The 23,048-nt window shown below is 68.0% G+C and carries 23 protein-coding genes and 3 pseudogenes; 13 read left to right on the top strand and 13 right to left on the bottom strand.

Annotation, left to right across the window (positions count from 1 at the left end; all coding sequences use genetic code 11):
* Window positions 1-53: 53 nt before the first annotated feature.
* The 3 genes from BKA18_RS01115 to BKA18_RS01105 all read left to right on the top strand — a co-directional run bounded on the left by BKA18_RS01115 (window position 54) and on the right by BKA18_RS01105 (window position 2,575).
* Window positions 54-848 carry a GNAT family N-acetyltransferase gene (locus BKA18_RS01115; protein WP_429638086.1) on the top strand — a complete coding sequence of 265 codons (795 nt, stop codon included), beginning with the start codon at window positions 54-56 and terminating at the stop codon, window positions 846-848.
* Window positions 848-1,072: a translation initiation factor IF-1 gene (infA, locus tag BKA18_RS01110; RefSeq protein WP_006607078.1), complete on the top strand. Its 225-nt coding sequence runs from the start codon at window positions 848-850 to the stop codon at window positions 1,070-1,072. The genes BKA18_RS01115 and infA overlap by 1 nt, the downstream gene beginning before the upstream one ends.
* 813 nt (window positions 1,073-1,885) lie before the next feature.
* Window positions 1,886-2,575, top strand: coding sequence for a DUF998 domain-containing protein (locus tag BKA18_RS01105; protein ID WP_366043691.1), 690 nt, complete (start codon window positions 1,886-1,888; stop codon window positions 2,573-2,575).
* A gap of 261 nt (window positions 2,576-2,836) precedes the next feature.
* Here BKA18_RS01105 and BKA18_RS01100 read toward each other — a convergent pair whose 3' ends face one another.
* Genes BKA18_RS01100 through BKA18_RS01090 form a run of 3 tightly spaced genes read right to left on the bottom strand, consistent with a single transcriptional unit; the run spans window position 2,837 to window position 5,367 of the window.
* A complete protein-coding gene (locus tag BKA18_RS01100; protein WP_366043690.1) occupies window positions 2,837-3,649 on the bottom strand; it encodes a class I SAM-dependent methyltransferase in 813 nt (270 codons plus the stop codon).
* 18 nt (window positions 3,650-3,667) lie between these two features.
* Entirely contained in the window at window positions 3,668-4,861 is a 1,194-nt protein-coding gene (locus BKA18_RS01095) for an MAB_1171c family putative transporter (RefSeq protein WP_366043689.1), read from the bottom strand.
* Window positions 4,862-4,866: 5 nt separating this feature from the next.
* The gene (locus BKA18_RS01090; protein ID WP_366043688.1) at window positions 4,867-5,367 is read right to left on the bottom strand and encodes a hypothetical protein; all 501 of its coding nucleotides are present in this window, start codon (window positions 5,365-5,367) and stop codon (window positions 4,867-4,869) included.
* Window positions 5,368-6,173: 806 nt separating this feature from the next.
* On the opposite strand from BKA18_RS01090, the gene BKA18_RS01085 reads away from it, so the two are divergent.
* Complete coding sequence (locus BKA18_RS01085) at window positions 6,174-6,338, top strand: hypothetical protein (RefSeq protein ID WP_366043686.1); 165 nt, start codon at window positions 6,174-6,176, stop codon at window positions 6,336-6,338.
* Between the two features lie 222 nt (window positions 6,339-6,560).
* On the opposite strand, the pseudogene BKA18_RS01080 reads toward BKA18_RS01085, so the two are convergent.
* A pseudogene (locus BKA18_RS01080) lies at window positions 6,561-7,325 on the bottom strand (GNAT family N-acetyltransferase); the annotation flags it as partial.
* Between the two features lie 191 nt (window positions 7,326-7,516).
* A pseudogene (locus tag BKA18_RS01075) lies at window positions 7,517-7,618 on the bottom strand (IS5/IS1182 family transposase); the annotation flags it as partial.
* Window positions 7,619-7,667: 49 nt separating this feature from the next.
* On the opposite strand from BKA18_RS01075, the gene BKA18_RS01070 reads away from it, so the two are divergent.
* The 4 genes from BKA18_RS01070 to BKA18_RS01055 all read left to right on the top strand — a co-directional run bounded on the left by BKA18_RS01070 (window position 7,668) and on the right by BKA18_RS01055 (window position 10,199).
* On the top strand, window positions 7,668-7,847 hold the full coding sequence (locus BKA18_RS01070; protein WP_040901321.1) for a ribbon-helix-helix domain-containing protein: 180 nt from the start codon (window positions 7,668-7,670) through the stop codon (window positions 7,845-7,847).
* A 1-nt stretch (window position 7,848) separates the two neighbouring features.
* Window positions 7,849-8,193, top strand: coding sequence for a VOC family protein (locus BKA18_RS01065; protein WP_366043684.1), 345 nt, complete (start codon window positions 7,849-7,851; stop codon window positions 8,191-8,193).
* 21 nt (window positions 8,194-8,214) lie between these two features.
* The gene (locus BKA18_RS01060) at window positions 8,215-9,072 is read left to right on the top strand and encodes a class I SAM-dependent methyltransferase (RefSeq protein ID WP_366043683.1); all 858 of its coding nucleotides are present in this window, start codon (window positions 8,215-8,217) and stop codon (window positions 9,070-9,072) included.
* A gap of 713 nt (window positions 9,073-9,785) precedes the next feature.
* Window positions 9,786-10,199: a cytidine deaminase family protein gene (locus tag BKA18_RS01055; protein ID WP_366043682.1), complete on the top strand. Its 414-nt coding sequence runs from the start codon at window positions 9,786-9,788 to the stop codon at window positions 10,197-10,199.
* Window positions 10,200-10,344: 145 nt separating this feature from the next.
* Here the strand turns inward: BKA18_RS01055 and BKA18_RS01050 are convergent, their stop codons facing one another.
* The 3 genes from BKA18_RS01050 to BKA18_RS01040 form a co-directional block, all read right to left on the bottom strand.
* Window positions 10,345-11,997, bottom strand: coding sequence for an APC family permease (locus BKA18_RS01050; RefSeq protein ID WP_366043681.1), 1,653 nt, complete (start codon window positions 11,995-11,997; stop codon window positions 10,345-10,347).
* Between the two features lie 421 nt (window positions 11,998-12,418).
* On the bottom strand, window positions 12,419-12,583 hold the full coding sequence (locus BKA18_RS01045; RefSeq protein WP_366043680.1) for a hypothetical protein: 165 nt from the start codon (window positions 12,581-12,583) through the stop codon (window positions 12,419-12,421).
* The gene (locus BKA18_RS01040; protein ID WP_366043679.1) at window positions 12,580-13,731 is read right to left on the bottom strand and encodes an ABC transporter substrate-binding protein; all 1,152 of its coding nucleotides are present in this window, start codon (window positions 13,729-13,731) and stop codon (window positions 12,580-12,582) included. The genes BKA18_RS01045 and BKA18_RS01040 overlap by 4 nt, the downstream gene beginning before the upstream one ends.
* A 264-nt stretch (window positions 13,732-13,995) precedes the next feature.
* On the opposite strand from BKA18_RS01040, the pseudogene BKA18_RS01035 reads away from it, so the two are divergent.
* Window positions 13,996-14,248, top strand: a pseudogene (locus tag BKA18_RS01035) (GntR family transcriptional regulator); the annotation flags it as partial.
* Window positions 14,249-14,291: 43 nt separating this feature from the next.
* Entirely contained in the window at window positions 14,292-14,876 is a 585-nt protein-coding gene (locus BKA18_RS01030) for a hypothetical protein (protein WP_366043678.1), read from the top strand.
* Between the two features lie 377 nt (window positions 14,877-15,253).
* Here the strand turns inward: BKA18_RS01030 and BKA18_RS01025 are convergent, their stop codons facing one another.
* The gene (locus BKA18_RS01025) at window positions 15,254-16,159 is read right to left on the bottom strand and encodes an alpha/beta fold hydrolase (protein WP_366043677.1); all 906 of its coding nucleotides are present in this window, start codon (window positions 16,157-16,159) and stop codon (window positions 15,254-15,256) included.
* Window positions 16,160-16,257: 98 nt separating this feature from the next.
* Here BKA18_RS01025 and BKA18_RS01020 point away from each other — a divergent pair, with 98 nt between their 5' ends.
* Window positions 16,258-16,947, top strand: a complete 690-nt coding sequence (locus tag BKA18_RS01020; protein ID WP_366043676.1) for a TetR/AcrR family transcriptional regulator — start codon at window positions 16,258-16,260, stop codon at window positions 16,945-16,947.
* Window positions 16,948-17,177: 230 nt separating this feature from the next.
* On the opposite strand, the gene BKA18_RS01015 is transcribed toward BKA18_RS01020, so the two are convergent.
* The 4 genes from BKA18_RS01015 to BKA18_RS01000 all read right to left on the bottom strand — a co-directional run bounded on the left by BKA18_RS01015 (window position 17,178) and on the right by BKA18_RS01000 (window position 21,836).
* A complete protein-coding gene (locus tag BKA18_RS01015) occupies window positions 17,178-18,218 on the bottom strand; it encodes a vWA domain-containing protein (RefSeq protein WP_366043675.1) in 1,041 nt (346 codons plus the stop codon).
* A gap of 815 nt (window positions 18,219-19,033) precedes the next feature.
* The gene (locus tag BKA18_RS01010) at window positions 19,034-19,252 is read right to left on the bottom strand and encodes an EF-hand domain-containing protein (protein ID WP_366043674.1); all 219 of its coding nucleotides are present in this window, start codon (window positions 19,250-19,252) and stop codon (window positions 19,034-19,036) included.
* A 219-nt stretch (window positions 19,253-19,471) separates the two neighbouring features.
* The gene (locus BKA18_RS01005; RefSeq protein ID WP_366043673.1) at window positions 19,472-20,464 is read right to left on the bottom strand and encodes a TIGR01777 family oxidoreductase; all 993 of its coding nucleotides are present in this window, start codon (window positions 20,462-20,464) and stop codon (window positions 19,472-19,474) included.
* Window positions 20,465-20,672: 208 nt separating this feature from the next.
* Window positions 20,673-21,836, bottom strand: a complete 1,164-nt coding sequence (locus BKA18_RS01000; protein ID WP_366043672.1) for an epoxide hydrolase family protein — start codon at window positions 21,834-21,836, stop codon at window positions 20,673-20,675.
* A gap of 102 nt (window positions 21,837-21,938) precedes the next feature.
* Here BKA18_RS01000 and BKA18_RS00995 point away from each other — a divergent pair, with 102 nt between their 5' ends.
* Both BKA18_RS00995 and BKA18_RS00990 read left to right on the top strand, forming a co-directional pair.
* Complete coding sequence (locus BKA18_RS00995) at window positions 21,939-22,514, top strand: CGNR zinc finger domain-containing protein (protein WP_366043671.1); 576 nt, start codon at window positions 21,939-21,941, stop codon at window positions 22,512-22,514.
* A 162-nt stretch (window positions 22,515-22,676) separates the two neighbouring features.
* Window positions 22,677-22,820 carry a hypothetical protein gene (locus tag BKA18_RS00990; protein ID WP_366043670.1) on the top strand — a complete coding sequence of 48 codons (144 nt, stop codon included), beginning with the start codon at window positions 22,677-22,679 and terminating at the stop codon, window positions 22,818-22,820.
* Window positions 22,821-23,048: the final 228 nt, after the last annotated feature.

The raw sequence follows: 23,048 nt of genomic DNA, 5'->3' as shown, positions 1-23,048 counted from the left end.
GACATAGGTCGCCGGGAGCGCCTGGACCAGGCACTCCCGAAAGGCAGAGACCTATGAAACCCAAGAAATCTTTGAGTCCGACCGTGATCGCGCGCGTCGCCGACCACCAATGGCACGCGCTGGAGGACGACCAGGTCGTCGGCCGCGGCGAGGCATGGCGCCGCCACGACGGCCGGCTCTTCGTCAGTGTCGACGCGTGGCACGACGCGGTGTTCGACCAGCTGGCCGGTGCCATGCTGGCGGACGCGGACCTGCCGAGGCCGCTGTACACGATGGTCGACGAGTCCGATCTCGGCCTGAAGTCCCACTGGGAGCGCCTCGGTTTCACGACCCGGCGCCGCGAGTGGGTGTGCCTCGTACCCACCGACCCGCGGACCACGGGCCTCGGCGCGGCGCGGCCGCCGTCGGGCGTGACGATCCTCCCCCTCGGCACGGCGGAGAAGGACCCCCTGCGCGAGCTGGACCGCACGATCCGGGCCGAGGTCGAATCCTCCGTCGGATGGCAGGAGATGCCTGCCGAAGTCCTGCCACGCCTTGACGACGCCACCGTGGTGGACCCGACGAAGTACGCGGTCGCGAGGGAGGCGGAGTCCGGCGCGTACGTGGGACTGCTCCGGGTGGCACCGGTGCCCCGGCAGCCGCGGATCGGCCTCGTCGCGGTCCGGGCCGACTGGCAGCGCCGCGGCATCGCGCGGGCCCTCCTGGCCGAGGTCCTGGGTTCCCTGCACCGTTCCGGAGTCCGGGCGGCATCGGCCGAAGTCGCCGAACGCAACGCGGGGGCCACGGCCCTGTTCGACAACATCGGCGCCGAGCGCGCCGGCAGCAACCTGGAGGTCGTACTTCACTGATGCCGAAGACAAACCCTGGTATCGAGATCGAGGGCACCGTCGTCGAGTGCCTGCGCAACGCCACGTTCCAGGTGGAACTGGAGAGCGGGCACAAGGTGCTCGCGCACATCAGCGGGAAGATCCGGAAGAACTACATCAAGATCCTGCCCTTTGACCGCGTGCTCGTGGAGCTCAGCCCCTACGACCTCACGCGCGGCCGGATCCTCTACCGGTACCGCAACTAGGACCGGAACCGGCTGACGGCGGGCGCCTCCACCAGGGGGCGCCATGCCCGCGCCGTCCGCTGCCGCGTCGAGGTTGACGGCCAGCGAGCTAGAGCCAGCAGCCGGAGACGGCCGGCGGCTCGCCGGCCGTCTGCTTCCTCGCGTACTCCATCAACTCGCTGACGGCGGGCCGCTTCTTCGGGTCCCTGGCGAGGCACCGCTTGACGGCGGTGCGCAGCGTGGGCGGACAATCGTCCAGCTCCGGGGGCTCGTGAGAATCCGGTAGAACAGGGCGTCCGGGTTGCCCTCGCCGAAGGCGGTGCGTCCGGTGGCGGCGAACACGGCGAGGTTACCGAGCGCGAACACGTCCGTGGCCGGAGTGGCGGAGCGCCCGCGGATCTGCTCGGGGGCACATACGGGGTGGCCGGCCAGGGCAGCTTCGCCTCGCTGTCGGCGTCGACGACCGGTGCGGTGTAGAGGCCCTGGACGCGCAGGGCGGCCTCGATCTCCTTCCGGAAGCGGCGCCGGAACTCCTCGTCCTGGGCGTAGTCGGGTCGTACGACCTTCACCGCGAGGGCGCGCCCGCCGGGGCTGAACGCGAGATACCCGCGACCCCCGCCGCCCGCGCCGATCCGCGCGCGTAAATCAGTGTTCCGAACCACCGGAGCTGGACTCCCTGAGCCGGAGAACGTCTCGGGAGCGGCACGAGCGGAGGGCTGTCGTGAGGGCCCGCGCAGCATCGTTGTTGCGCCCTGTAGGCGGGGCGACTCCGGCGATCTGGCATGAATCGTGTGAAATGACGCCATAGAGCCTTGAGTGCGCACAAGGAGAGCCGTGCATCTTGCCGTCCCAAGCCGCCAGACGAGGAAGCCGACCCCTTCCGGGGCTTCGCGCGACGTACCGGCAGCGGTGCTGCTGGCGCTGACCGGGTTGCTCTACAACGACTGGTTGCTGGCGTTCGTGCTGCCCACAGGCCTGGACGCCAGGCACTCGTACGTCAGCGAGCTCTACGCCACCGATCAGCCCTGCCATGCGTTGTTCGCCCTTATCGAGATCACTGCTGCTGTCAGCGTCATTTCCGGTGCCCTGTGGGCACTGCGCCGAGCGTCGGGGCGGTGGTCCAGCGCCGGCTGGTGGTCGTTGATCGCCTTCGGTGTGTTCTCTGTGACGGATGTACTGTTCCCGATGCGTTGCGCGGCTTCGGTGGAGCGAAGGTGCGAGGTGGTCAATCCGATGCACACGACGACCAGCGCCCTCGTGCATACGGCCATTTTCGCCTCGATGTTTCTGCTCACCGTCGCTGCGCGCCGCGAGGCCGCCCCCCTGCCTGCGATCCGCCGCTGGGGCCCCGTCATCCTGCCGTGCGCCCTGGTTTCCGCGGTCGCCACCGTCGGCCCCTTGTTCGGATACCCGGGCTGGCACGGGGTGGCGCAACGGGTGCACCTTCTCCTCGTCGGCGCATGGCTGCTCGTGGTGGCCCATGCCTTGCGCACGCGGCACCGCCGAGAGCAGCGCATCGGTTGATCGCAGCTGTGCCGGAAAATATGTGGACCGTTCCGGCGAAGGCTGGTGCAGGGGTGCTGACGGCCTCGCGCAGGTGAAGGCCATGCGCGCCGAACGACGAAGCCGGCCGTCGCAGGTGCTTTGGCGGCGGCCATGCCGGCTGACGTAGCCCCGTCGTGCCCATGTGGATGGACGCACGGCTCCCGGCTGAAATGCGCAGGGCCTCAGGAGCCTCAGGGCCTCAGGAGCCTCAGGGTGGAGGAGTCGCCGTGCGAGCCCTGCTCAGACGGGCGCGTACGCGGGTTCCACGGAACGGCGGCCCCATGCGGAGAGAGTGAACTGCGGGATGTCGATGAACGCTGGGTCCTTCAGCAGGGTGGCGAACTCTGCCAGGTCGGCTTCGGTGACGAGCCCGTCGGCGAGAAGGGCGGGGGCTGCCTGGGTGATGAGGGGGAGCCAGCGGTCCTTGTCGAGTCCGCCCATGCAGCCGGGGTTTGCGGCGTAGGCCACCTCGGTCAGGGCGTTGCGGGCGAGGAGAGCGGGAAGGCCGCGGGCCCAGGTCATGTCGGCGCCGTGCTCGCGGTAGGTGCGCTGATAGGCGTCGAGGATGCGCCGGACCAGGGGAAAGGGTGAGGTTTCGGCCGGCAGGTGGTAAGGCTCTTCGATGAGGAGCCAGCCACCGGGGGAGAGCCAGCGGGTGGCCCGCGCGATCATCTCGTCGCGCTCTGCGAGGTGGCAGAACAGATAGCGGGCGTGGATGAGGTCGAAGCTGCCGGGGGCGAAGTCCGTGTGTGTGATGTCGGCTTCCTGGATCTCCAGGTTCGCGGCCCGGCCCGCATCGAGATGGCGGGTGTCGAGGTCGACGGCGACCACGCGTCCGTGCGGGCAGCGGTTGGCGAGCCAGTAGGCGATGGAGCCGGCGCCCGCGCCCAGTTCCAGGCAGTTCCAGGAGGCTTCGATGGAAAGGCCATCGAGGAGGGTGGTGGTGAACGCGTCGACGCTGCGTTGGATGGAATCCAAGCGATCACGCTCGCGGTGGGCGTCATTGCTCAACATGCCCGTGGAGTAGGGGGTGTTGGCAGTCTGCTGTGTCATGGGCTTCATGGGCATCGCCTATTTCGTGGTGGTGGCGGAGGCATGGTGAGTACGCGCGTCCGGCGGTAGCTCGAAGGAGCGTACGACGGGGAGTGTGCGGGCCCGGAGGACGGCGAGCAGGAAGTCGGTTTCGCTGCGGAGGTCGTCGTGTGTGGGCCGTTCGGTGGCGAGCGGATTTGGCTGGGGTGTGGCTGCGGCTGTCTTGGCCAAGAGGGCGGCACGCAGCCAACACGCGGTGATCGCCGGCTCGATCTGTTCTTCGGGCAGGTCCTGGGAGGTGACGTGGCGGCGGGCGTGTTCCATCACCTCGGGCGTCACATAGTCCTTCAGGATGAGCAGGACGTCGCGGATCTCGATGACCTGGCGGTAGAGCCGGAGGTGGATCGCCTGTGGGCCGCCGAGCACCGCGCGGACCCGGGTGTGCGGTCTCTCCAGGGTGACGTGCGGGACGGCCTCGGTAAGGTCGCGCCACAGGGGGTGCAAGCGCCACAGGGCGCTCGTGTTGCGGGCCGTCCGGCGGATGGTGAGGGCCAGCGGCATGCAGACCCCGGCGGTCATCAGCCAGGCCGTGACACCGATATTGAGCGGGAACAGTGCGCCCAGCCAGGGAGGGCGGGCGAGGAGGAAGGCCAGGACGACGGCCCAGAACACGGAGGACGAGGTGAAGCCGGCGGCGAGCAGCAAGAGGCCGGTGCGCAGGGGCCGGTCGTCGCGGGCCTGGCGGCCGTAGCGCATACACAGTACGGCGCACGGGATCGTGCCGACGAGGTGGGCTGCGACGAGTAGCCACCAGAAGGGGCTGTACCACGGGACGGCCTCAGTGGTGACGCAGCCGGCGTGCGGCGCGATGGTGTCGTTGAGCACGATCAGGGCGCCGATGGTGAGGACCATCGGGCCGTAGATCAGCCAGGGGTGGCGCCGGGACATGGCCGCGAGGACGAAGTCGAGGATGAGGGCCGAGCTGAGAACGCCCCACGCGTTCATGAACAGGCCGCAGCTCTCGGCGAAGGTGAAGGTGCTGTTCAGGACCGCGGTCACGGGGTCGAGATAGACGGTGATCGACCCGGCGATCCCGATGACGGCGATCAGCAGCATCTTCTGCTGGTGAGAGCGGCGTGCCGTGGGCCAGCGGAGGATGATGACCAACCACAGTGCCAGTGCGCCCAGGAGCTCGACGCGTTCGCCCAGTACATAGAGGGAAGGTGGGTGCATGGCTCCTACTCGCGGATCCCGAGGGCGGCTTCGAGCGCGCCGCGCACACCTGTCGACGGCGAGGGCGTGAGTATCCCTGCGGCGGCGTGGATCAGGCTGGCAACGAGTTCGGCTTCCTGTTCTTGCTCGGTGGTGTAGTTGGTACGAGCCAGCAGCCGGCTGATCAACTCGGGGCTGATGCTGGGCAGCAGTGTGCTCAGGGCGCCTTGGTTCTCCTGGTCAGTGATGCTGTGATCGCACAGGATGTGCCCGATCTCATGGAGAATGATGTGTTCCTGGTGGAACTTGGTGGTCTTCTCCTCGACATAGATGTTGTCGCTGCCCTCGGTGGCGATCCACAGCCCGCAGGCGTTGAGGGAGGAGCCGAGCGAGACGGTGTGGATCAGGATGGGTCGGCCCCGCCGCACCGACAGCTCGTGGATGAGAGCCTCGACGGAGAACGGCCTGGGGAGGTCGAGCGCGCTGACGAGCGCCTGGCACCGTTTGCGGACCTGCCGTGTTGTCATGGTGCCGCCTCGCTCCTCGCTCGGACACCGATGGAAGTAGACGTCCTGTACGTCATACATAGCCAACCTTCTTGGCTGTCTATTGATCTGCTCCGGGCATCGGCCGCCGGACGCTGCCGGGCCGGCCCGTGCTGGGTAATGTGGGGCGCACCATGGGGTGTTGAGGTCACCTGGAGTCTGTCGATGGCTCGGGGCCGGATAACACGCTGGTCCTGGACGAAGTACGCACTGCAGAGGACGCCGAGACCGCGCGCGACCTTCATCAGGGTCCCGATGGTGAGGTTGGCGCCTCGGCACGAGCAGCCGACGTCAGGTTGCGTGGGGAGAGACCGGAGAGGTGGGCGAGCCTGGCCGGGTTGAGCGGCTCCTCGGTGTGGTGCTTGCGGCCTGTGTGGCGCCGGCAGACGTAGCGGAGTCGTACGGCGATTTCAGCCGTCGTCGCGTGGACATGGACCTCTGAGGCCCGTGGTGCGGCCCTGCCGGTACCGCGTTGCTTCTTCATCGCCCACCTCCTGATCGCCATACTGCTCGAAGGCGCAGGGTGTGGCAACTGGGCCTGAAGGGGCGTCTGATCCTGGGGGCAGCGGACTCACTACTCACCCGTAAGCCATTTACTGACGCGCTATCAGTAACCCGTAGCGAAGGTAGGGCACTTGACCTACTGATACTGCTCGCCTCGATGTGGCAGGTGCCGCCGAAAGCCTCTTGCCCCCTCTGGCCGCCCTTTGGTTACGCCGTTCACCCGCGGTGTACGACCTTCTGCTCGTAGCTCCTTCGCCACACCCGCCATCGATCAGGGAGGAACCATGCGCATCGGGGTCTACCTCGCGCACCCGTGTCCGGGCAGCTTCAACCACGCCGTCGCCGATGTCCGCCGAATCGTCTTCCGTACGGTCACCGACTCGGCCGACGACTTGCGCGCATCCTGGCTGCGCCAGGCACGTCAGCAGGCCGCTGCGCTGATGGTCTGACACCGCCATCCATTCCGCAGGTACCCGGAGTTGCTCACGCCGTCCGTCACGCCAGATGTGGTTGCAGTATTACGACGTGTCCGACGATCCTCTCAGGCCGCGCCAGGCAGGACATGGGCTGCTTTCCCGGCGGTGCTGACCAGTCTCGCGGTCACCGGCGGCCTCGTCGTCCTCGCGGCGCTGAGCCCGGTCGGCCGATGCCGCGTTCTGGGTGGGGTCAGCGCGTACGTACGGCGTGGTGGTGGCCAGCGGTACGAACCCGAGGCGTCGCAGGATCGGACGGCTCTGATCGGACGCGTCGACCTGGAGGTGGCGGTAGCCGTGTTCGGCTGCGATGCGGGTGCGGAAGGCGACCAAGGCCCGGTAGACGCCCCGGCCGCGCCACTCTGGCACGGTGCCCCCGCCCCACAGGCTCGCGAAGGACGTACCCGGGTGCAGCTCCATCCGTGCGGCGCTCACCGGCACGTCACCGGCCATGGCGACGACCGCGGGAGGCAAGCCGGCGGCCAACTGGTCGAGCAACAGCTGCCGGTGGTACGGCCGCGCTTCGCCGAACGCCCGCTCCTGCGCGGCCACCGCGAGCTCGACCCCGGCAGCATCGGTCACCGGGAGCAGGCGAACACCCTCGGGTAGTTCAACGCTCGTGGGCAGATCTTTGATGTCGGCGACCATCAGCGTCTCCTCGGGCTCGGGTACGAAACCCGCTGCCCGCAGCCGTCCGGGTAGGTCGGCCGGCCGGTCGTGCCCGTACAGCTTCCACTCGAACCCGCGCCCGAGTGAGGTGAAGTACTCGACCTGTTCCGCGACCGCGGCGTCTGCAGTGGCTTCGTCCAGATCCGACCAGACGATTCCGTTCCAGCTGTCGGCGTCTGCGCCGACATGGCGAACGACGCCGCCCACCCGCTCTACCCGGGCTCCGGGCCCATCGGCCCGGATGCCCTGTCGCATCTCGCGATCGAAGACCGCAAGCATGGTTTCCTGATCCATCCGCTCACTCCAGCATCACCAGGCGCACGAGGCAACGAAAATTGAGCGGGCGGCCCCTACCCGAAGCGGGCCCAAGCCACGGCCTCGCGGTAACCGCCCTTGGCCTGCGCGGACTTGAGGCGACGACGGCAAGAGTGCGCACAACGCCGACGCCCTCACCGCTGTAAGTCCGCTAAGGACTGCCCAGCAGGTCATGAACGACGCCAGAGCCGAATGGCTGCAAGGGTCACGGTGCCGTGGGAAATGTACGCCCTCTCGTCGAAGCGGGTGGCTACGGCACGGAAGCCCTTGAGCAGGGCCCGCTCCGTCCACAATAGCTTGCTAGTATGCTAGCATCGCCTCGTGGGTGATAAGGAAGTCAAACAGTTCAATGTGTACCTGCCGATCGAGCTGATCAAGCAGGTCAAGTACCGCGCCATCGAGTCGGGCATGTCGTTGTCGGCGTTGGTCGCTGACGCGCTGCGCACCTACCTCGACGACGCCCATGAGCACACACAGCAATCGACTGAGAAGGAGACCTGACATGGCGACCGAAGGAATCGAGGCCGTGTTCCTGACGACCCACAACTGGGGTAAGGCGGCGAAGTTCTTCCAGACACTGGGTTACGAGTTGGAGTTCTCGACCGACCACAACTCCGGCCAGCTCCGCAACGGCGACGGGCCGCGCATCTTCATCGCCGAGATCCCTGAGGACCGAGAGCCCCAGACGCAGATCGTGCTGAAGGTGCCGGACGCAGACACGTTCCCTCCCGATCCTGCCGTCGAGGTGGTCACGCCGTTCGAGGACACCCATTACGGGACCAAGGAGATGACCGTTCGCGACCCCGACGGGCGCCTGTGGAGCCTCCAAGCTCCCGCCAAGAACTGACCACAACGAAAGGGGAACACCATGGCAGACGAGCAGACCGAGGCACCGGACAACACCGCGGTGCGGACCGCCCTCTGGCGGGCCATGCACGTCCAGGTCGACCCGCCGCCGCACGTGCTCGAGGACGAGATCGGCCTGCAACTGGCGGCCCCCGGCGATGACTGGCGCCGCCGCCCCGACATGGACCCGCGCACCACCAGCGCGTTCCGGGCGGCCATGGTGGCCCGCTCGCGCTTCATCGAGGATCTGATCGCTGAACAGGCCGACCAGAGCGTCACCCAGTACGTGATCCTGGGAGCCGGCCTGGACACCTTCGCCCAACGCAGGCCGGAGGTCGCCTCCCTCCTACGGGTCTTCGAGGTCGACCAGCCCGGCCCGCAGGCCTGGAAGCGCCGTCGCCTGGTCGAACTCGGCTACGGCATCCCCGACTGGCTGCACCTGGTGCCGGTCGACTTCGAGGCGAGCGAAGACTGGCTGACGCAGCTGGCCGCTGCCGGCTTCGATTCCACCCGGCCGGCGGCCATCGTCTCCACCGGCGTCTCCATGTACCTCACCAAGGACGCCACAGCGGCCACCCTGCGTCAGATCGCCGGGCTCGCCCCCGGCTCGACGCTCGCCATGACCTTCCTCCTGCCGACCGAACTCCTCGACGACGCCGACCGCCCCGGCCTCCGAGCGAGCAAGGAAGGCGCGCAGGCATCCGGAACGCCGTTCATCAGCTTCTACACCCCGCCCGAGATGCTGGAACTGGCCCGCGAAGCCGGCTTCAAAGACGCCCGACACCTGTCGGGAGCTTCGCTCGCCCACCGCTACTTCGCCGATCGCACCGACGGACTCCGCCCGTCAAGCGGCGAGGACATCCTGCTGGCCACCACCTGACCCTCGTCACGCGGCATCACCCGCCCGCACCACCTCAACCTCGCCGGATAGGTAAGCGCGGGCCCGCGCCCGACTTTGGAGACCGCGTACGCCCGACGCGGCTGGTGCCGGCCGCGGTACGACAGCCTTCGCCGCCCCCCTCCGAACCCCTCGGGGTGGCTGGGCGAGGTGAACCGCATCTCCGCCATTTTCGTCTGCTTCGGCTTGTCCTTGGGGAAGTGGTGGATCGTTTGGCACTGGTTGAGCCCGCGGTCGACGGCCTTGTCCTCCCTGCCGTGGACGATGTCCGGGTCGATGCCGGTCAGTGCGCGGATGTATCCAAGCTTCGTGGCGACATTCGGCTGGGGAGGAGTGCCTGCGGTGGCTTCGCCGTCCGAAATGGCCTTGGAGGGGGCACTCGGCGTCGTGGTGTTTGCCTTCTAGGCGGTGGCGGCGGTGCGCTTTCCGGGTCGGCGACCGGGCCGCGGCCGGCAACGTCGAGTTCGCCGACACCCGACCAATAGCTCGTGGCCGAACCGCATCGAGGCCAGGCCCAGTTCACAGCCCTCCGCTACTTCACGTCGGACGGCATCCGGCCACGCCGGCCACAAGGAACAGCGCAGCTTGTCCGCCGCTACATCATGTGGCGGAACAAGCACACCACCACCGATATTCGCTTGCACACCCTCGTCACTCGGGTCAACGTCGCCTGACACCTGATGAAGGCAGAGAAGATGACCACGCAGACCCACCACGTCGACCACGAACTCATCCGGGCCGCGGCGCACGTCGCTCGCACTCGCTGCCGGGGCGACAACCACACCATGGCGGCCGCGGCCCGCGCTCAGGACGGCCGGATCGTCACGGCGGTGAACGCCTACCACTTCACGGGAGGCCCCTGCGCCGAGTTGGTCCTCATCGGCGCGGCAGCCGCCCAGGGCGCCTACGAGCTGGACACGATCGTCGCCGTGGGCGACCGCGACCGGGGTGTCGTTCCGCCGTGCGGCCGGTGCCGTCAGGTCCTTTTCGACTACTTCCCCGCGCTGAAGGTCATCGTCGGCGAGGGCGACCACGTCCGAACCGTCCCTGTCACCGACTTGCTCCCCGAAACCTACGTCTGGGCCGACCACCAGCTCGATGCCGAGTAAACCGCCCCTCAGCCGAGCTGGCACCGCCGGCCAACAACAGGGCGAAGGATGCCTGATGCGGCACTGGTGAGGGGCGGTGGAGCTGGGGGAGGGGAGGTTCTGCGCCGGCTGTCGCGCGTCGTAACCCGAACCTGGCGAGGTGCCCTCAGACGGAGGCCATCGGGCGTGCGTCGTCGGGGGTGGCGGTGGGTGCCGGGGCGGCTTCGGCGGGGGACGGGGCGCTGGTCAGGCCCCGTTCGTGGGCCTTGACTCCGGACCGCACCGCCCAGAAGTAGAAGACCGGGGCGGTGACCGCGATCAGGGCGGTGCCGAGCACGCCGGGGAGGACGTCCCGGCCGCCGAACTCCTCGCCGCCCAGGGCGGACACCGCGGCCGTCCACACCAGGAAGGCGATCATCCACCAGGCCGGCGCGAACTGCCGCAGAAGCCGCCGCTCGCCCCGGCGCCACAGCACCAGCGCCGCGACCGGTGCGGCCACCAGCGTCAGCACGGTGATCTTTCCGGTCTCCGGCCACTTCGACCAGTACAGCGCGCAGGCGGCGAAGGCGAAGGTGACCGGGCACAGCACCCCGGCGGCCGGCAGCCGGAAGGGACGGGGCAGCTCCGGGCGGGTCCGCCGCAGCACCCCCACCGCGATCGGGCCGATCAGATACGAGATGACCATGGCCGCCGACACCACGCCGGCCAGCGCCTGCCAGCTGCGGCCGACGGTGAGCAGCAGCACGACGGAGAAGCCGAGGTTGAGCCACATCGCGGGGCGGGCGGTGCCGTAGCGGGGGTGCACGGCCGCCAGCTTCCGGGGGAAGAACCCGGTCTCGGCGAGGTTGGTGACCATGTACGCGGCCGAGGCGACATTGGCGATGTTGGACCCGGCCGGCGAGATGAACGCGCCGAACTGCAGCATGGTGACCACCCAGTGGAGCATCAGCAGCCCCGCCAGGTCGGCGAACGGCGAATTGAGGTTCACGCCCTGCCACCCGCCGGACCGCGCCAGCAGCTCGGGCGGCACCGACCCCAGGTACGCGGCCTGCAGCGCCAGGTAGATCACCAGGCCGAGTGCGAGCGCACCGACCAGGGCGACCGGGATGGCCCGGCCCGGGTTCTTCGCGGCCCCGCCGAGGTTGACCACGGCCTGGAAGCCGTTGAAGGCGAAGACCACACCGCAGGTGGTGACGGCGGTGAGCACGGCCGACCAGCCGTACGGGGCGAAGCCGCCCTGGGCGGTGAAGTTCGAGGTGTGGAAGCCGGACCCGACCAGGGCGAGCACCGCCAGCACCGGGATGGCGAACTTGACCAGGGTGAGCACGGTGTTGGCGCGGGCCAGCAACTGGACGGACCAGAAGCAGGTCAGCCAGAGCGCGAGGGTCAGGACCAGCGACATCGCCGTGCCGGAGAGGGTCAGCTGGTGGGTGGCCGGATCGACCAGGCCCTTCGCCCAGCCGAAGCTCCAGGACGTCATGTACTGGGTGGCCGCGATCGACTCGATCGGGACCAGTGAGGCGGTCGCGATCCACACTGCCCAGCCGGTGAGGAAGCCGAGGACCGGGCCGTGCGAGAGGTGCCCGTAGCGGGCCATGCCGCCGGGTATCGGGTAGGCCGAACCGACCTCCGCGTACGACATCGCGATCAGGCCGATGAAGACGACGCCGATCACCCAGGCGACCAGCGCCGCAGGGCCCGCCACCTGGGCGGCGGAGCCGGCCCCGAAGAGCCAGCCGGAGCCGAAGATCGAACCGATGCCGATCATGATGAGGGCGAAGAGGCTGAGCCCCTTGCGCTCGCCGGCGCTCATGTCCATGGGGAAGTGTCGTCCGTCCTGGTGTCGCGCATGCCCCGCGCTGTAGGAGGGGCCGCTGTCGTCTGCCGCCGACCACTTTATTTCCGGCCACCTAGCGGGAACGCCACTGAGCTGCACGAACACCACGCAAGACCGACCCCGGCAGACCACGAGCCCAGGGCCAACTTCCCCGGGATCACGGCCCGTTCGGTCCCCGGCCATCGCACGTCGGCGGCCCGGGAGATCACTGCATGAGACGCGTCACAGCGAGGGGTAAGCGGGTGCTTGTGCGCGAGGGATATGACGCGAGCCTTCAGGGCCTCGGCCCTCCTCGCCAGAGGGCCTCGCGGCGGGGGAGCGGCACGAGGTCACGGGTGGTGACGCGGCGGTTCCTGCCGCCGCGTTACGGGGCCGGAACGTAGGAGAAGGCTCGCTGCCTGCGCTACGGGTAGCGGCCGCGGGGGGCAACGAGGTGGGCATGCGGGCTCTTGCCGTAGGCCGCGGTGCCGGTCACGGCGACGTGCTCAGCGGGCTGCAGCCGCGGGCCGGTGGACCGATCGCGGAGATTCGTCGGTACCACGTCGGCGCTGGTACGAGTCGCGGTCATCCGGAAGTGGCATCGCCCCAGCTCTGGGCGATGACGGTCTTGGCATTGCTCTGCTGGGTCTCGGTCGGGAAGCTCGGCGTGCCGGAGACCTTCGGCAGCTTCGCGGCCGCGGTCTTGTCGAGCGTGCCGGCCTTCTTCATGGCGGTCATCAGGGCCGGGCGGGCGTATCCCTTGAGCCTGAGGTTCTGGCCCTCGGCGCTGTAGAGGTACTCCTGCCACAGGCGCGCGGCCGCGGGGTGCGGTGCGTCCTTGTTGATGGCCTGCGAGTAGTACTGGGAGAACTTGCCGTCCGAGGGGACCGCGACGGTCCAGTCGAGGCCCTTGGACTTGAATTCATTGGTGTACCCGGCGTTGAGGTAGTCCCAGTCGATGCTGATCGGCGTCTTGCCCTTCTCGACGGTGGCCGGGGTGGATTCGACGGACGTGAAATTGCCGCATTTCTTCAGCTTGGCGAAGAAGTCCACGCCGGGCTGGATGTCTTCGAAGGAGCCCCCGTTGGCGAGGGCGGCCGCGTACACGGCGGCGAAGGCCGAACCCGACTTGGTGGGGTTGCCGTTGAGCGCGACCTGCCCCTTGTACTGCGGCTGGAGCAGCTCCTTGAAGCTGGTCGGGCAGGTGTGCACACGCTTGGCGTTGCAGCCGAAGGAGATATAGCCGCCGTAGTCGTTCGCCCAGCGGCCGATCGAGTCCCTCTGCACATCGGGGATGTCAGCGAAACCGGCGACCATGTACGGCGCGAGCAGCCCGTCCTGAGCGGCACTCTGCGCGAAGGAGCTGCCGAGGTCGAGGACGTCGGGCGCGTTGTCCTGGCCCGTGCGCGAGGTGACCGCGCTGATCTCGTCCTGGCTGGCGCCACTCGGGTTCTCGACCTCGACCTTGATGCCGTACTTCTTCTTGAAGCCGTCGATCAGGGCGCCGTAGTTGGCCCAGTCGCGGGGGAGCGCGATCGCGTGCAGCGTGCCCTCCTGCTTGGCCGCCGCGGCCAGGGCGTTGATGCCACCGAAGGCCTCGGCCGTGGTCGCGGTGGCCGCGTTCTCTCCGCCGCCGGTCGAGGCGTCGGGGCCCGCGCTACAGGCGCTGAGGGCGAATGCGGCGGCGACGGCGAGGACGCCGGTGAGGACGGCGGTCCTCGGCAGGAACACGATCACGGACTCTCCAGGGGTACGCAAGAGGTTTGAGGGGATTCATGCGGGGCCACACAGGGGATGTACGTGGGGGTGAGCACTTGTCCGACGACGTGTCCGAACAAGTGGGGCCTCATTAGGCCCAACTATGGTGTCCGTCCGGTAAACATGGGTAAAAGTAGTGACTCCGATTCGCTCACAATGGCAGCTCGCACGGGTCATCACGGCGCCTCCTCCAGGCTGACCGCGCTCCACACTTTGCGCACAACTCCGCGCGCGAGAGGAAGATTGGCGGCACGACACGAGGAGATCGCCGAAGAGCTGAGGCGGGCGATCGACCGAGAGGACTGCAGCGCGGGCAGTCTGCTCCCGCGGAGACCGAACTCGCGGCTCACTACGGCGTTTCGCGCGGCACGGTCCGCCAGCCGTCGCGGCCCTGACCGCCGAGGGACTCATCGGGTCACACCAGGGCGCCCGCCGTGGGGAAGGCAGCGCGGCATTGTCGTCTTCGGCGCCTCGGCCGAGGGCGGCTTGGGTGCGGGTAGAGCAGCTGGAGGGGTGCCGTGGGTGAGCGGGAGACGTGGATGACGGAGGAGTTCGGCTCTTCCCACGAGGGTGCGGTCGGTGTGCTCCTGGCCGACGGTTCCGTTCCGGCCCCCGTCTTCTTCGGGGCGAGCTCCAGTGCGGGCGGACAATCGGTGTCGCAATGGAGCGTCTATGACGGCGGGTCCGCGCACGGACCGCGGGCGGCCGCACTGCGCGCGGTGTGCTCCTGCGGCTGGAATGGCCCGGAGCACCGACTGGACTGGGACGCGATCGGCGAGCGGAAGCTGACCGAGGCGGCTGACGGGACGGCGGACATCTGCCTGGAGGGCTGGGACCCGCACGCCGCCGAGGTGGAGCAGTCGGCCATTCCCTTGTCGGAGGCGGTCACTTCCTTGCTGGCCCAGCTGCAGGAGGAGATCGAGAAGCTGGCGAAGACCTCACCGCTGGCGGCCGTGCGGGCAGCCCGCGGGCTGGAGGTGACCGCCGTACAGGTCGGGTACTGGCCGGCCCACGAGGCCCGGCGGGATACGACAGCCGAGCGGGCCGCCGCCGCCCTCGGTCTGGATGAGGACGCGGCCCGGAAGCTGATGGCCCGCTTCGGCGGCTGGAGCCCCTACCGCTGAGCGCCGGCCGGGCGCCTGAGCAGGAAGGCCAGCGCTCGTCGCTCGGCCCGTTGCCGTAGTGGGGGCAGGCCGTTCCTTCCTGCTCGGCCTGCTCGGCCTGCTCGCTGTTCTCGCTCACGCCGCACCTGTCGATCTCGTCAAGGATGTGCGTTCGGCGGGAGTCGTCGAGCAGCGCAGCGCGGGCCGCCCCTCGGGCCGGCGCACGCAGGGCATCGACGGACAGGTCGCAGCGCCCAGCGGCGACGAGGTATTCGTTCGTCAGGCGACATCGACCGGCCCGCGGCGCGTGATGTCACGTTGGCTCTCCTAAGACATCGTCCTATTTGGTGAGCGGCGGTGGCGGATCAGGTCACTGCCGTTGCCGTGGACGGATGGGTTCAACTGGCTTGGGAAGCCTGGTCCGCCAACACCCGCACTTCGCTGGCGACGGCGATGTGCCGCTCGCGTGGGATGTCATGGCCTACGCCCGGTTGGAGGACCAAGCGTGCGTCTCGGATCGCTGCGGCCGTGGCGCGGGCTGCGGAGGGCTTGAGCAGGGGATCGTCGGTGCCGTGCAGCACCAGCGTCGGGACGCGCAGCTCTGCCAGGGACGGGCCGTGCCACTTCGCGCCGATTTGGCGGGACTGGGCCTTCGCGTCGGTAATGCCGGTATCCACGTCGGCGGTGATCCGCTCCAACGCCTCCGCCTCGTCGAAGGGATAGCCGGGCGACGCGCAGAGGCGCGCGACCGCGAGCCCGGTCGCGATCCTTTCCTGCCGATTGTGTGCGGGCTTGACCCGGGCGAACTTGGTGAGGGTGCCCAAGCGGAGATGGCGGAACGCGCCCAGGCCACCGACGTCGCTGGGCAGTGCTGCGGACGAGGTGAGGGTGCGGACCCGGTCCGGGTGGCGTAGCGCGATGCGCTGAGCCGCGACGCCGCCGAGCGAGTGCCCGAAGAGGTGGGCCGACTTCCAGCCGAGCGCATCCATGACCGCGATGGCGTCGTCGGCCATGTCCTCGGCGGTGTAGGCCGCGCTGCGGCGGCCGGCCAGCGAGGCGAAGGGGTTGCTCGGAGAAGCGTTCCCCGCCAGACGCGTGGAGTCACCCGCGTCGCGCTGGTCGTAACGCGCGACGGCGAAGCCGGCGTGGGCGAAAGCCGCGCACAGCTCCCGGGGCCACCAGTGCCGAGACACCGCGAGGCCCATCACCAGAAGCAGCGGCTCGCCCCCCGCGCCCTCCTGGAGCCGATCGTAGGCGAGCTCGACAGTGTCATTGCGGGCAAAACGGCGTTCGGTCCAGGTCATGCCGACTCCCTCGATGGGTCAAATTACTGCGATCAGCGTTCGCAGTATTAGGCTACAGCCAGTCCAGGACTCCGTGGCAAGGAAAGGTGGCGGGCAGTGTGAGCGAACCTGAGCCCCGACGCACTGTGTGGTCGCGCCCCGAGCGCGGCGCGCGCGGACCCGCGCCCGAGCGGAGCCGTCGTCAGATCACCACCGCCGCCGTCGCCCTGGCCGATGCCGAGGGCCTGGCCGCCGTTTCGATGCGCGCTCTCGCACAGAGTCTGGGCACCGGGCCCGCTTCGCTCTACCGGTATGTGGCCAGCCGTCACGACCTGCTGGACCTGATGGCAGACGCGGTCGCGGGAGAGATCGACCTTACCGCCGCGCCCAGCGGCGACTGGATCGATGACCTCGTCGGCCTCGCCCTCCAGACCAAAGCCGCCTACGTGCGCCACCCTTGGCTGCTCGACCTGAACGCCCAGCGGGGCAATGCGATCGGACCGCACGCGGTCGACTACCTCGACCATGCCCTCGCGGTACTGGCCCAGGCGCCCGGCTCCAGCCAGCAGAAGCTGGAGACGATCGGCCTCGTCGGCGGCCTCGCCACACTCTTCGCCCGCCAACAGATCACCGCCACGGCGCCGCCCGCGCAGGCGGCCTACCTCGCCGACGTCGCCGCCGAGGGACGCCATCCGCACCTGCTCGCCGCACTGGCCACCGCCGGGCCGCCCCCGTCAGGCAGCCCCGCCGAGCGGGACGCCCTCTTCGCCCGACTGCTGGGCCGCCTCCTTCCGGGGCTGCTCAGCTAGTACTTTGGTGGACTGAGAGCGATATCTGTCCGAGTCCTGGACCGTGCCGGGCGGCGAAGGTCCCTGAGAGTCGGGGGTTCGCGACCAATGCGAGCTGGTCCGCCGTACTGGTCGAGGTCCAGGCCGGACTTGCCCGCGAGGCTCGCGTCGCCGCTGGCAACGCAGCCGGCGCAGGCGGCGAGCTGCATGCGAAGAGCCCCGCCGGTCGGACCGGCGGGGCTTCTAAGGCGTCAGATCATAAGCAGTAGCCGCGTGTGCGGGACCAGCTTCCGGTTCACGCTGGTGCTCTGCACAAAGATTGTGAAGTCGTCGTTGTGGTCCGGCTTGACGCGAACTTCCATGGCCGGCAGGCCGAGCAGGGCTCGGGCCTCCGGCCCCGTGTACACCCGGTCTGTCTTCTTCTCCAGCACTGCAATCTGCTTTCGCGCCTGGACCTTCTCCGACTTACTCAGCTGATAGAACGCACAACCGGTACGGTAAGTGTGCCCGCATTCAATGACCCAGTCCCGGATCGCCGCTTCTCGAGCCACCGGAATCAGCTGGTACTCGGACGGATCCACAGGAGTGAGCCCGGCTGCCTTTATGGTGTCCTTGTTGACGGCTTCGGCGCCCGTGGAGAACACCGCCCGTGATCCCCGGATGCCCTGGGCGCGGCCCACCATAAAGTTCTCGGTTGCCTGCTGGATGACCTGACCGGCCTCCTCCAGACCCTGTGTGCTCGTGGCATCCCAGATGGCGATGTTGTCCTTCGGGAAACCGCCTTGCATGGCCTCGCGCTTGCCCATCTGGTCCGGCACAAGGACGGCCAGCGTCCAGTTGTCCTCCTGCGTCTTCATCATCTCGGCCACGGCCTGCACCAGTTCACGTGGATCCCTGGTGGGGGCATCCAGGCAGCGATGGCTTGCGTTCTCCTGTCCATCCGTCAGGACGAACGTCAGGAAGCTGTGGTCGCCGTAAAGTTGAGCCGTCTGCGCCAGCTCCCGCTGCGACTTCAGCGTGGCCGCCAGTAGAGCCGTCATTCCACCGACCCGGTACAGCTGCTTCAGGGACGGCATGCGCAGCACGTCCTTGTCGTAGATGACGCACTCCACCTTGTCTGCGAAGACGTACACCGTAACGCGGGTTTCCTGGTCGAGTTCTTTCGATCGGCGGGCCAGATATGCAATCTGCTGGTCGGCGACTTCGACGACCTTGCGGCTCAGGTGTGACATGGACGAACTGGCATCCAACACAAGAGCAACGTGATTGATGTAGTTCTGGTTTCCGGACATAACTGCTCCCCCTTTTTCCGACTCGATGCTCCTACCTTCTCACCCACCACTGACAATCGATCTTGGAGTCCAGGTGGGGTGCGGTCACGGAGGCCTGCCGGTGGGTCAGCTGACCAGATGTCGTCGGGGGAGAGTCGGCGTACGAGGCGTCGGCCCGCGTCACTGACCGGGCTTGACCCGGACGCATCGGCACCTGGCACCCGAATCCGTCGGCGAGTGACTGCACGAGCGTGGCGCCGACGCCGTGGCAGCGGTAGGTGTCCGCCACCCGGATCAGGCGAAGTGAAGCTGGCGGGAATCGAGCGGGCGTTGCGCCGGCCTTCTACAGGTGGCCCTCCGCCGTCGCCGACCGAGGCGCGCTCCGCACAGATGGGGTGCCAGCGGCCGAGCCTCGCTGGTGAAGAGCGAGAGTGGGTCTGTCACGGCCGGATTCCACGCACCGTGCGATCCGGTGCTGTTCATCTGCTGCCGAGTCCGGTGGGCAGCCTGCTCGGTGGCTGTGAGCTCTCGACCGACCCGGGCCCGTGGGTCGGGGACTGGCTCACCGCCGGTGATGCCGACTGGGGTTTGTACGTCCCCGTGCGCCGCGAGCCCGTGACCGGCGTCGTCCTTGCGAAGGTCCGGCCCACCGTGCCGCTGGCAGCCGCCGACGGCCTACCGGTCCGCACGGCTCCGCTCCTGGCCCTTGCAGTCCTTCTCAGGCCGGAGACCTTGCCGGAACACGGGCGTGGCCTCGTTCTGAGTCGGCCACGATCCACGCGATGGCGGAATGGCCACACCACCTGCGGCACGTTCACGTGCCGGACCCTGCAGCGTCAGCCCTTCATGGCCGCCCAGAACTCCTCGAAGGACATCTGGCCATCGCCGTTCGTGTCGAGCGAGTCGATCAGGCCTTGGGCTTCCGACTCGGTGATCTCCGAGCCCTCCAACTCCGCCACGACCTTCCGGTATTCGTCTGCGGTGACCAGGCCATCCCCGTCGATGTCGTAGCGGTCGAAGACCTTCCGCGCCGCCGTCTCCATGATGTCTGCCATGTGCTCCGCCCTTGTGCGATCTTCGCTGACGGGCCCAGACTATCCGGCCGCGGAAGACCCACAGGACCCGGCCCGCCGCCCTGTTCCTCCATCCTCCGGAGCCACACGGCGTGCCCGACGGCCCTGCTGGAGACGGGCATGCTCCTGCTGGACAGCCCGGCGCTTACAGCTATCCCGAGTGGCGGGACGTAGCGGCTCTGGTCCACTTCTTGTGGTCGCCTACACAGGGTGGCTGTGGCTGTTCGATCCACGGGCCCGACCCGATGCCGCACGAACCAGCCTGGTCCGCTGTACGAGGGACGTAGCGGCCCTCTCCCACTCGGGATGCGCGAAGGCGAACCCGGCCGCGCGCAACCGCCCTGGCACTACCCGACGGCTCTTGAGCAGCAGCTCCGTGTCCGAGCGCAGCGCGAACGCCCCCAACTCGGCCATCCAGCGCGTCGCTGGCAGTCCTACCGGGACGCCCCAGGCCGTGCGCAGTGCCCGCATGAAGTCGCGGTGTGGAAGGGGGCCGGGCGAGGCGAGGTTCACCGGCCCCTCGATGTCGTCCCGGGCGATCAGGAACTCCACCGCTCGCACGAAGTCCTCGTCATGGATCCAGGAGACGTACTGCGCGCCGCCGGCCACCGGACCGCCCAGTCCGAGTCGCGTCAGCCGAGACAGGACGTCGAACACACCGCCCCGATCCGGGCTCATGACCATCGCCGAACGCAGCGCCACCTTGCGGGTCGCGGGCGTCGGGGCCTCGGCCTGCGCTCGCTCCCAGTTCTGCGCGATGTCGACGCTGTACGCCCAGTAGTCCGGCACCCCGGCCTCCGAGCCGCCGATCACCCCGGTCGCCTCGTCGTGTGCCGCGTCGAAGCGGTGCGCGTAGACCGTCGCCGTACTCATCTGCAGCCAGACGCGCGGTGGCCGCGCGGCGGCGGCGATCGCCTCGCCGACCACCCGCGCCGAATCCACCCGGGAGTCCATCATGGCTTGCAGGTTCTCGGCGGTGTAACGGCAGGAGACGCTGCGCCCGGCCAGGTTGATCACGACATCGCAGCCGTCGATCGCCGCAGCCCAGCGGCCGAGCGTGAGCCCGTCCCAGCCGATGTCGTGCGCCCGCACGGGACTTCGGGTCACTACCGTGACCTCGTGTCCGGCCGCCGTCATCGCGCGGGCGAGAATCGTGCCTACCTGTCCGGTTCCCCCGGGCAGCACTACCTTCATCGAACCCCCTCGGCTTCGCTCGGCATCAGCGTAGTCCTGCTTTTTGAACGCGTTCAACTGGGGGTCGGTGCGAACCTATGGAAGAGCCGGTGCAGGCCGGCGGCTGATCCCTGCCCGGAATCGGCGGCTCTCGCCGAATTACCTCACACACCGTCAGCTCACACCGCCAGATCGTCAGCCGGTGATTCGGGCGCAGAGCCAGCCGCGTTCACCGATTAGCGGCCAGCACTGCCGCGAGGCCTTCTTGCAGGTCCTTGACGAAATACTCGGGAACCTCCAGCGAAGGGAAATGACCCCCGCTTTCGGGCGACCTCCATCGGACGATCTGTCGGTACCGCTCCTGTGCCCAGGGACGCGGACACTTCTCGATGTCGCGGGGATACATACTGATTGCTGACGGGACGTCGACCCGAAGTTCCGGGTCCAGCGAGTTGTGGCTTTCGTAGTAAATGCGGGCCGCCGACGCGCCGGTCCGCGTCAGCCAATACAGGGTGACGTCGTCAAGAATCCTGTCTCTGGAAATCGTCTCGAACGGGCTATCTTCGGTATCTGACCACTCGGCGAACTTGTCAAGGATCCAGGCAAGAAGCCCGACCGGTGAGTCGACGAGCGAGTAGCCGATGGTCTGCGGTCGGGTCGCCTGCTGCTTCGCGTACGCCGCGCGGTGGCGCCAGAAATCGCGGGTTTCCTCGGTCCACTTGCGCTCGACCGCTGTCAGCCCGTCCGTTGTCAACCCGGGCGGCGCCTCCGCGAACAATGTGTGGATGCCGAGAACGTGCGCCGGGAACCTGCCGCCGAGAACTGTGGTGATATTTCCTCCCCAGTCGCCGCCGTGGGCTACGAACTTGCTGTAGCCGAGCCTTCCCATCAGTTCCACCCATGCGGCCGCGATCTTTTCGGTTCCCCACCCGATGGTGGCCGGCTTGTCGCTGTAACCAAAGCCTGGTAGTGACGGGACCACGACGTGGAAAGCTGGCGCGTCTGCATCTTTCGGATCTGCCAGCTCGTCTACTACATCGATGAACTCAGCAATGCTGCCCGGCCAGCCGTGCGTCAAGACCAGAGGAGTGGCATCTGCACGCGCGGATCGGCGGTGCAGGAAGTGGATTCCCAGATCGTCAATGGTCGTGCGGAACTGGCCGATCTTGTTAAGGCGCTCTTCGAACGAGCGCCAGTTGTACTCGGTGCGCCAGTAGTTCACGACATCGACGAGGTCGGCGAGAGGAACGCCCTGTTCCCATCGACCAGGGTCGGGCCCGGCGCGATGGACCGTCTCGGCCTCCGGTAGCCGCGCCGTGGCCAGTCGCGCGCGCAGATCGTCGAGGTCAGCGTCAGTTGCGTGGGCTTCAAATGCTTGCACGTCGCTGGGCATGAGACCTCCTGGTCCTCGTGGAACCGGCCTGGACCGTCGCGAACCGGCTAAGACGGTTCTAGCGTGTCTCGAGGCCGGTGCGCAACCCGCTAAGGTGGTTCCATGCGTGCTCGGTTCCCTGACTTCCGTCTCGGCAAGGTGCTGGCGACCAGCTTCACGGCGACCTTGACGGAGCGTCGTGGCAACGCCGTGGAACGCATTCCCACGCCGCAGCGATTCGTCGACTGGCTGGCAGTGAACGGCCTCGCCGTGGAGTCCTGCACTACCGCCCAGCTCGAACTCGCTTGGGAACTGAGGGAATCAATTCACGCCGCCTTGACAGCGGCCGCGAGCCAAGACGCTCTCCCTGCGTCTGCTGTGCTAGTCATCAATGACTGCAGCATTCAGGGTCGGGCCGCGGCTGTCCTGACGCCTGAGAGCAATCGGCGATGGCGACTCAGCTCGGCTTCCTGCGTAGAAGATGCCCTAGGCGTGATCGCCGCCGACGCGATCAGCATCATCGCGGGCGAACGAGACGGAAAATTGGCCTTGTGCGCATCGCCAACCTGCCAAGCCGCCTTCTTCGACACCAGTCAAAGTCGCACCCGCAGATGGTGTGACATGAACACGTGCGGGAATCGTCGGAAGAAAGCGCGCTTCAATGCCAACCAGCGCAAAAACCCCGGATCGGCAAAGTAATCGTTAGCCTCGGTGCACATCCAGATGGGCCCCACGCCTGCGACATATCTGTCGCGTTGGGTGCACCCCAGCGGCACCACTAAGAGCCGATCCGTCGCCTTCGATCAATGTGCTGAAACAGTACGTCTACGTGTACTGAGGGCCTGGCTGACCCTGTGAGCCATGAGCCGCAACCTGCTGCGCGCCGACGGCGCCCTGGCCGGCGCCGTGCACGCCAAGGCGATGACCGCCACCATCCGCGCGCATCTGGTGCACGTTCCGGCCCGGCTGTGGACTCACTGGCTGCGCAGCCCCGCTTTCAACTGATTCCGAAGTTCAACGCCGTTGCGGCGGGACGGCCGAACAAGCGTGATATCGGAATTGCCTTGGCGGAGCGACCGTACGGATTCCGTAGTACGCCGGATCGGCTCTGGCGGGTCTTTGCTGTCTAGGCATTCGTAAATCGTGACAGATGTGGCCTCGGATACCCAAAGGGGAGTGTCTTAAGGAGGTGTGGCTGCAATGCCAACCCCCTTGACGGTTCCGCGTGTTGAC

The sequence above is a fragment of the Streptomyces auratus genome, assembly GCF_050433025.1.
GTDB classification, from domain to species: Bacteria; Actinomycetota; Actinomycetes; order Streptomycetales; family Streptomycetaceae; genus Streptomyces; species Streptomyces sioyaensis.
Note: the sequence above shows the minus strand (reverse complement) of the source record. Positions and strands in the feature narration are given on the sequence as shown.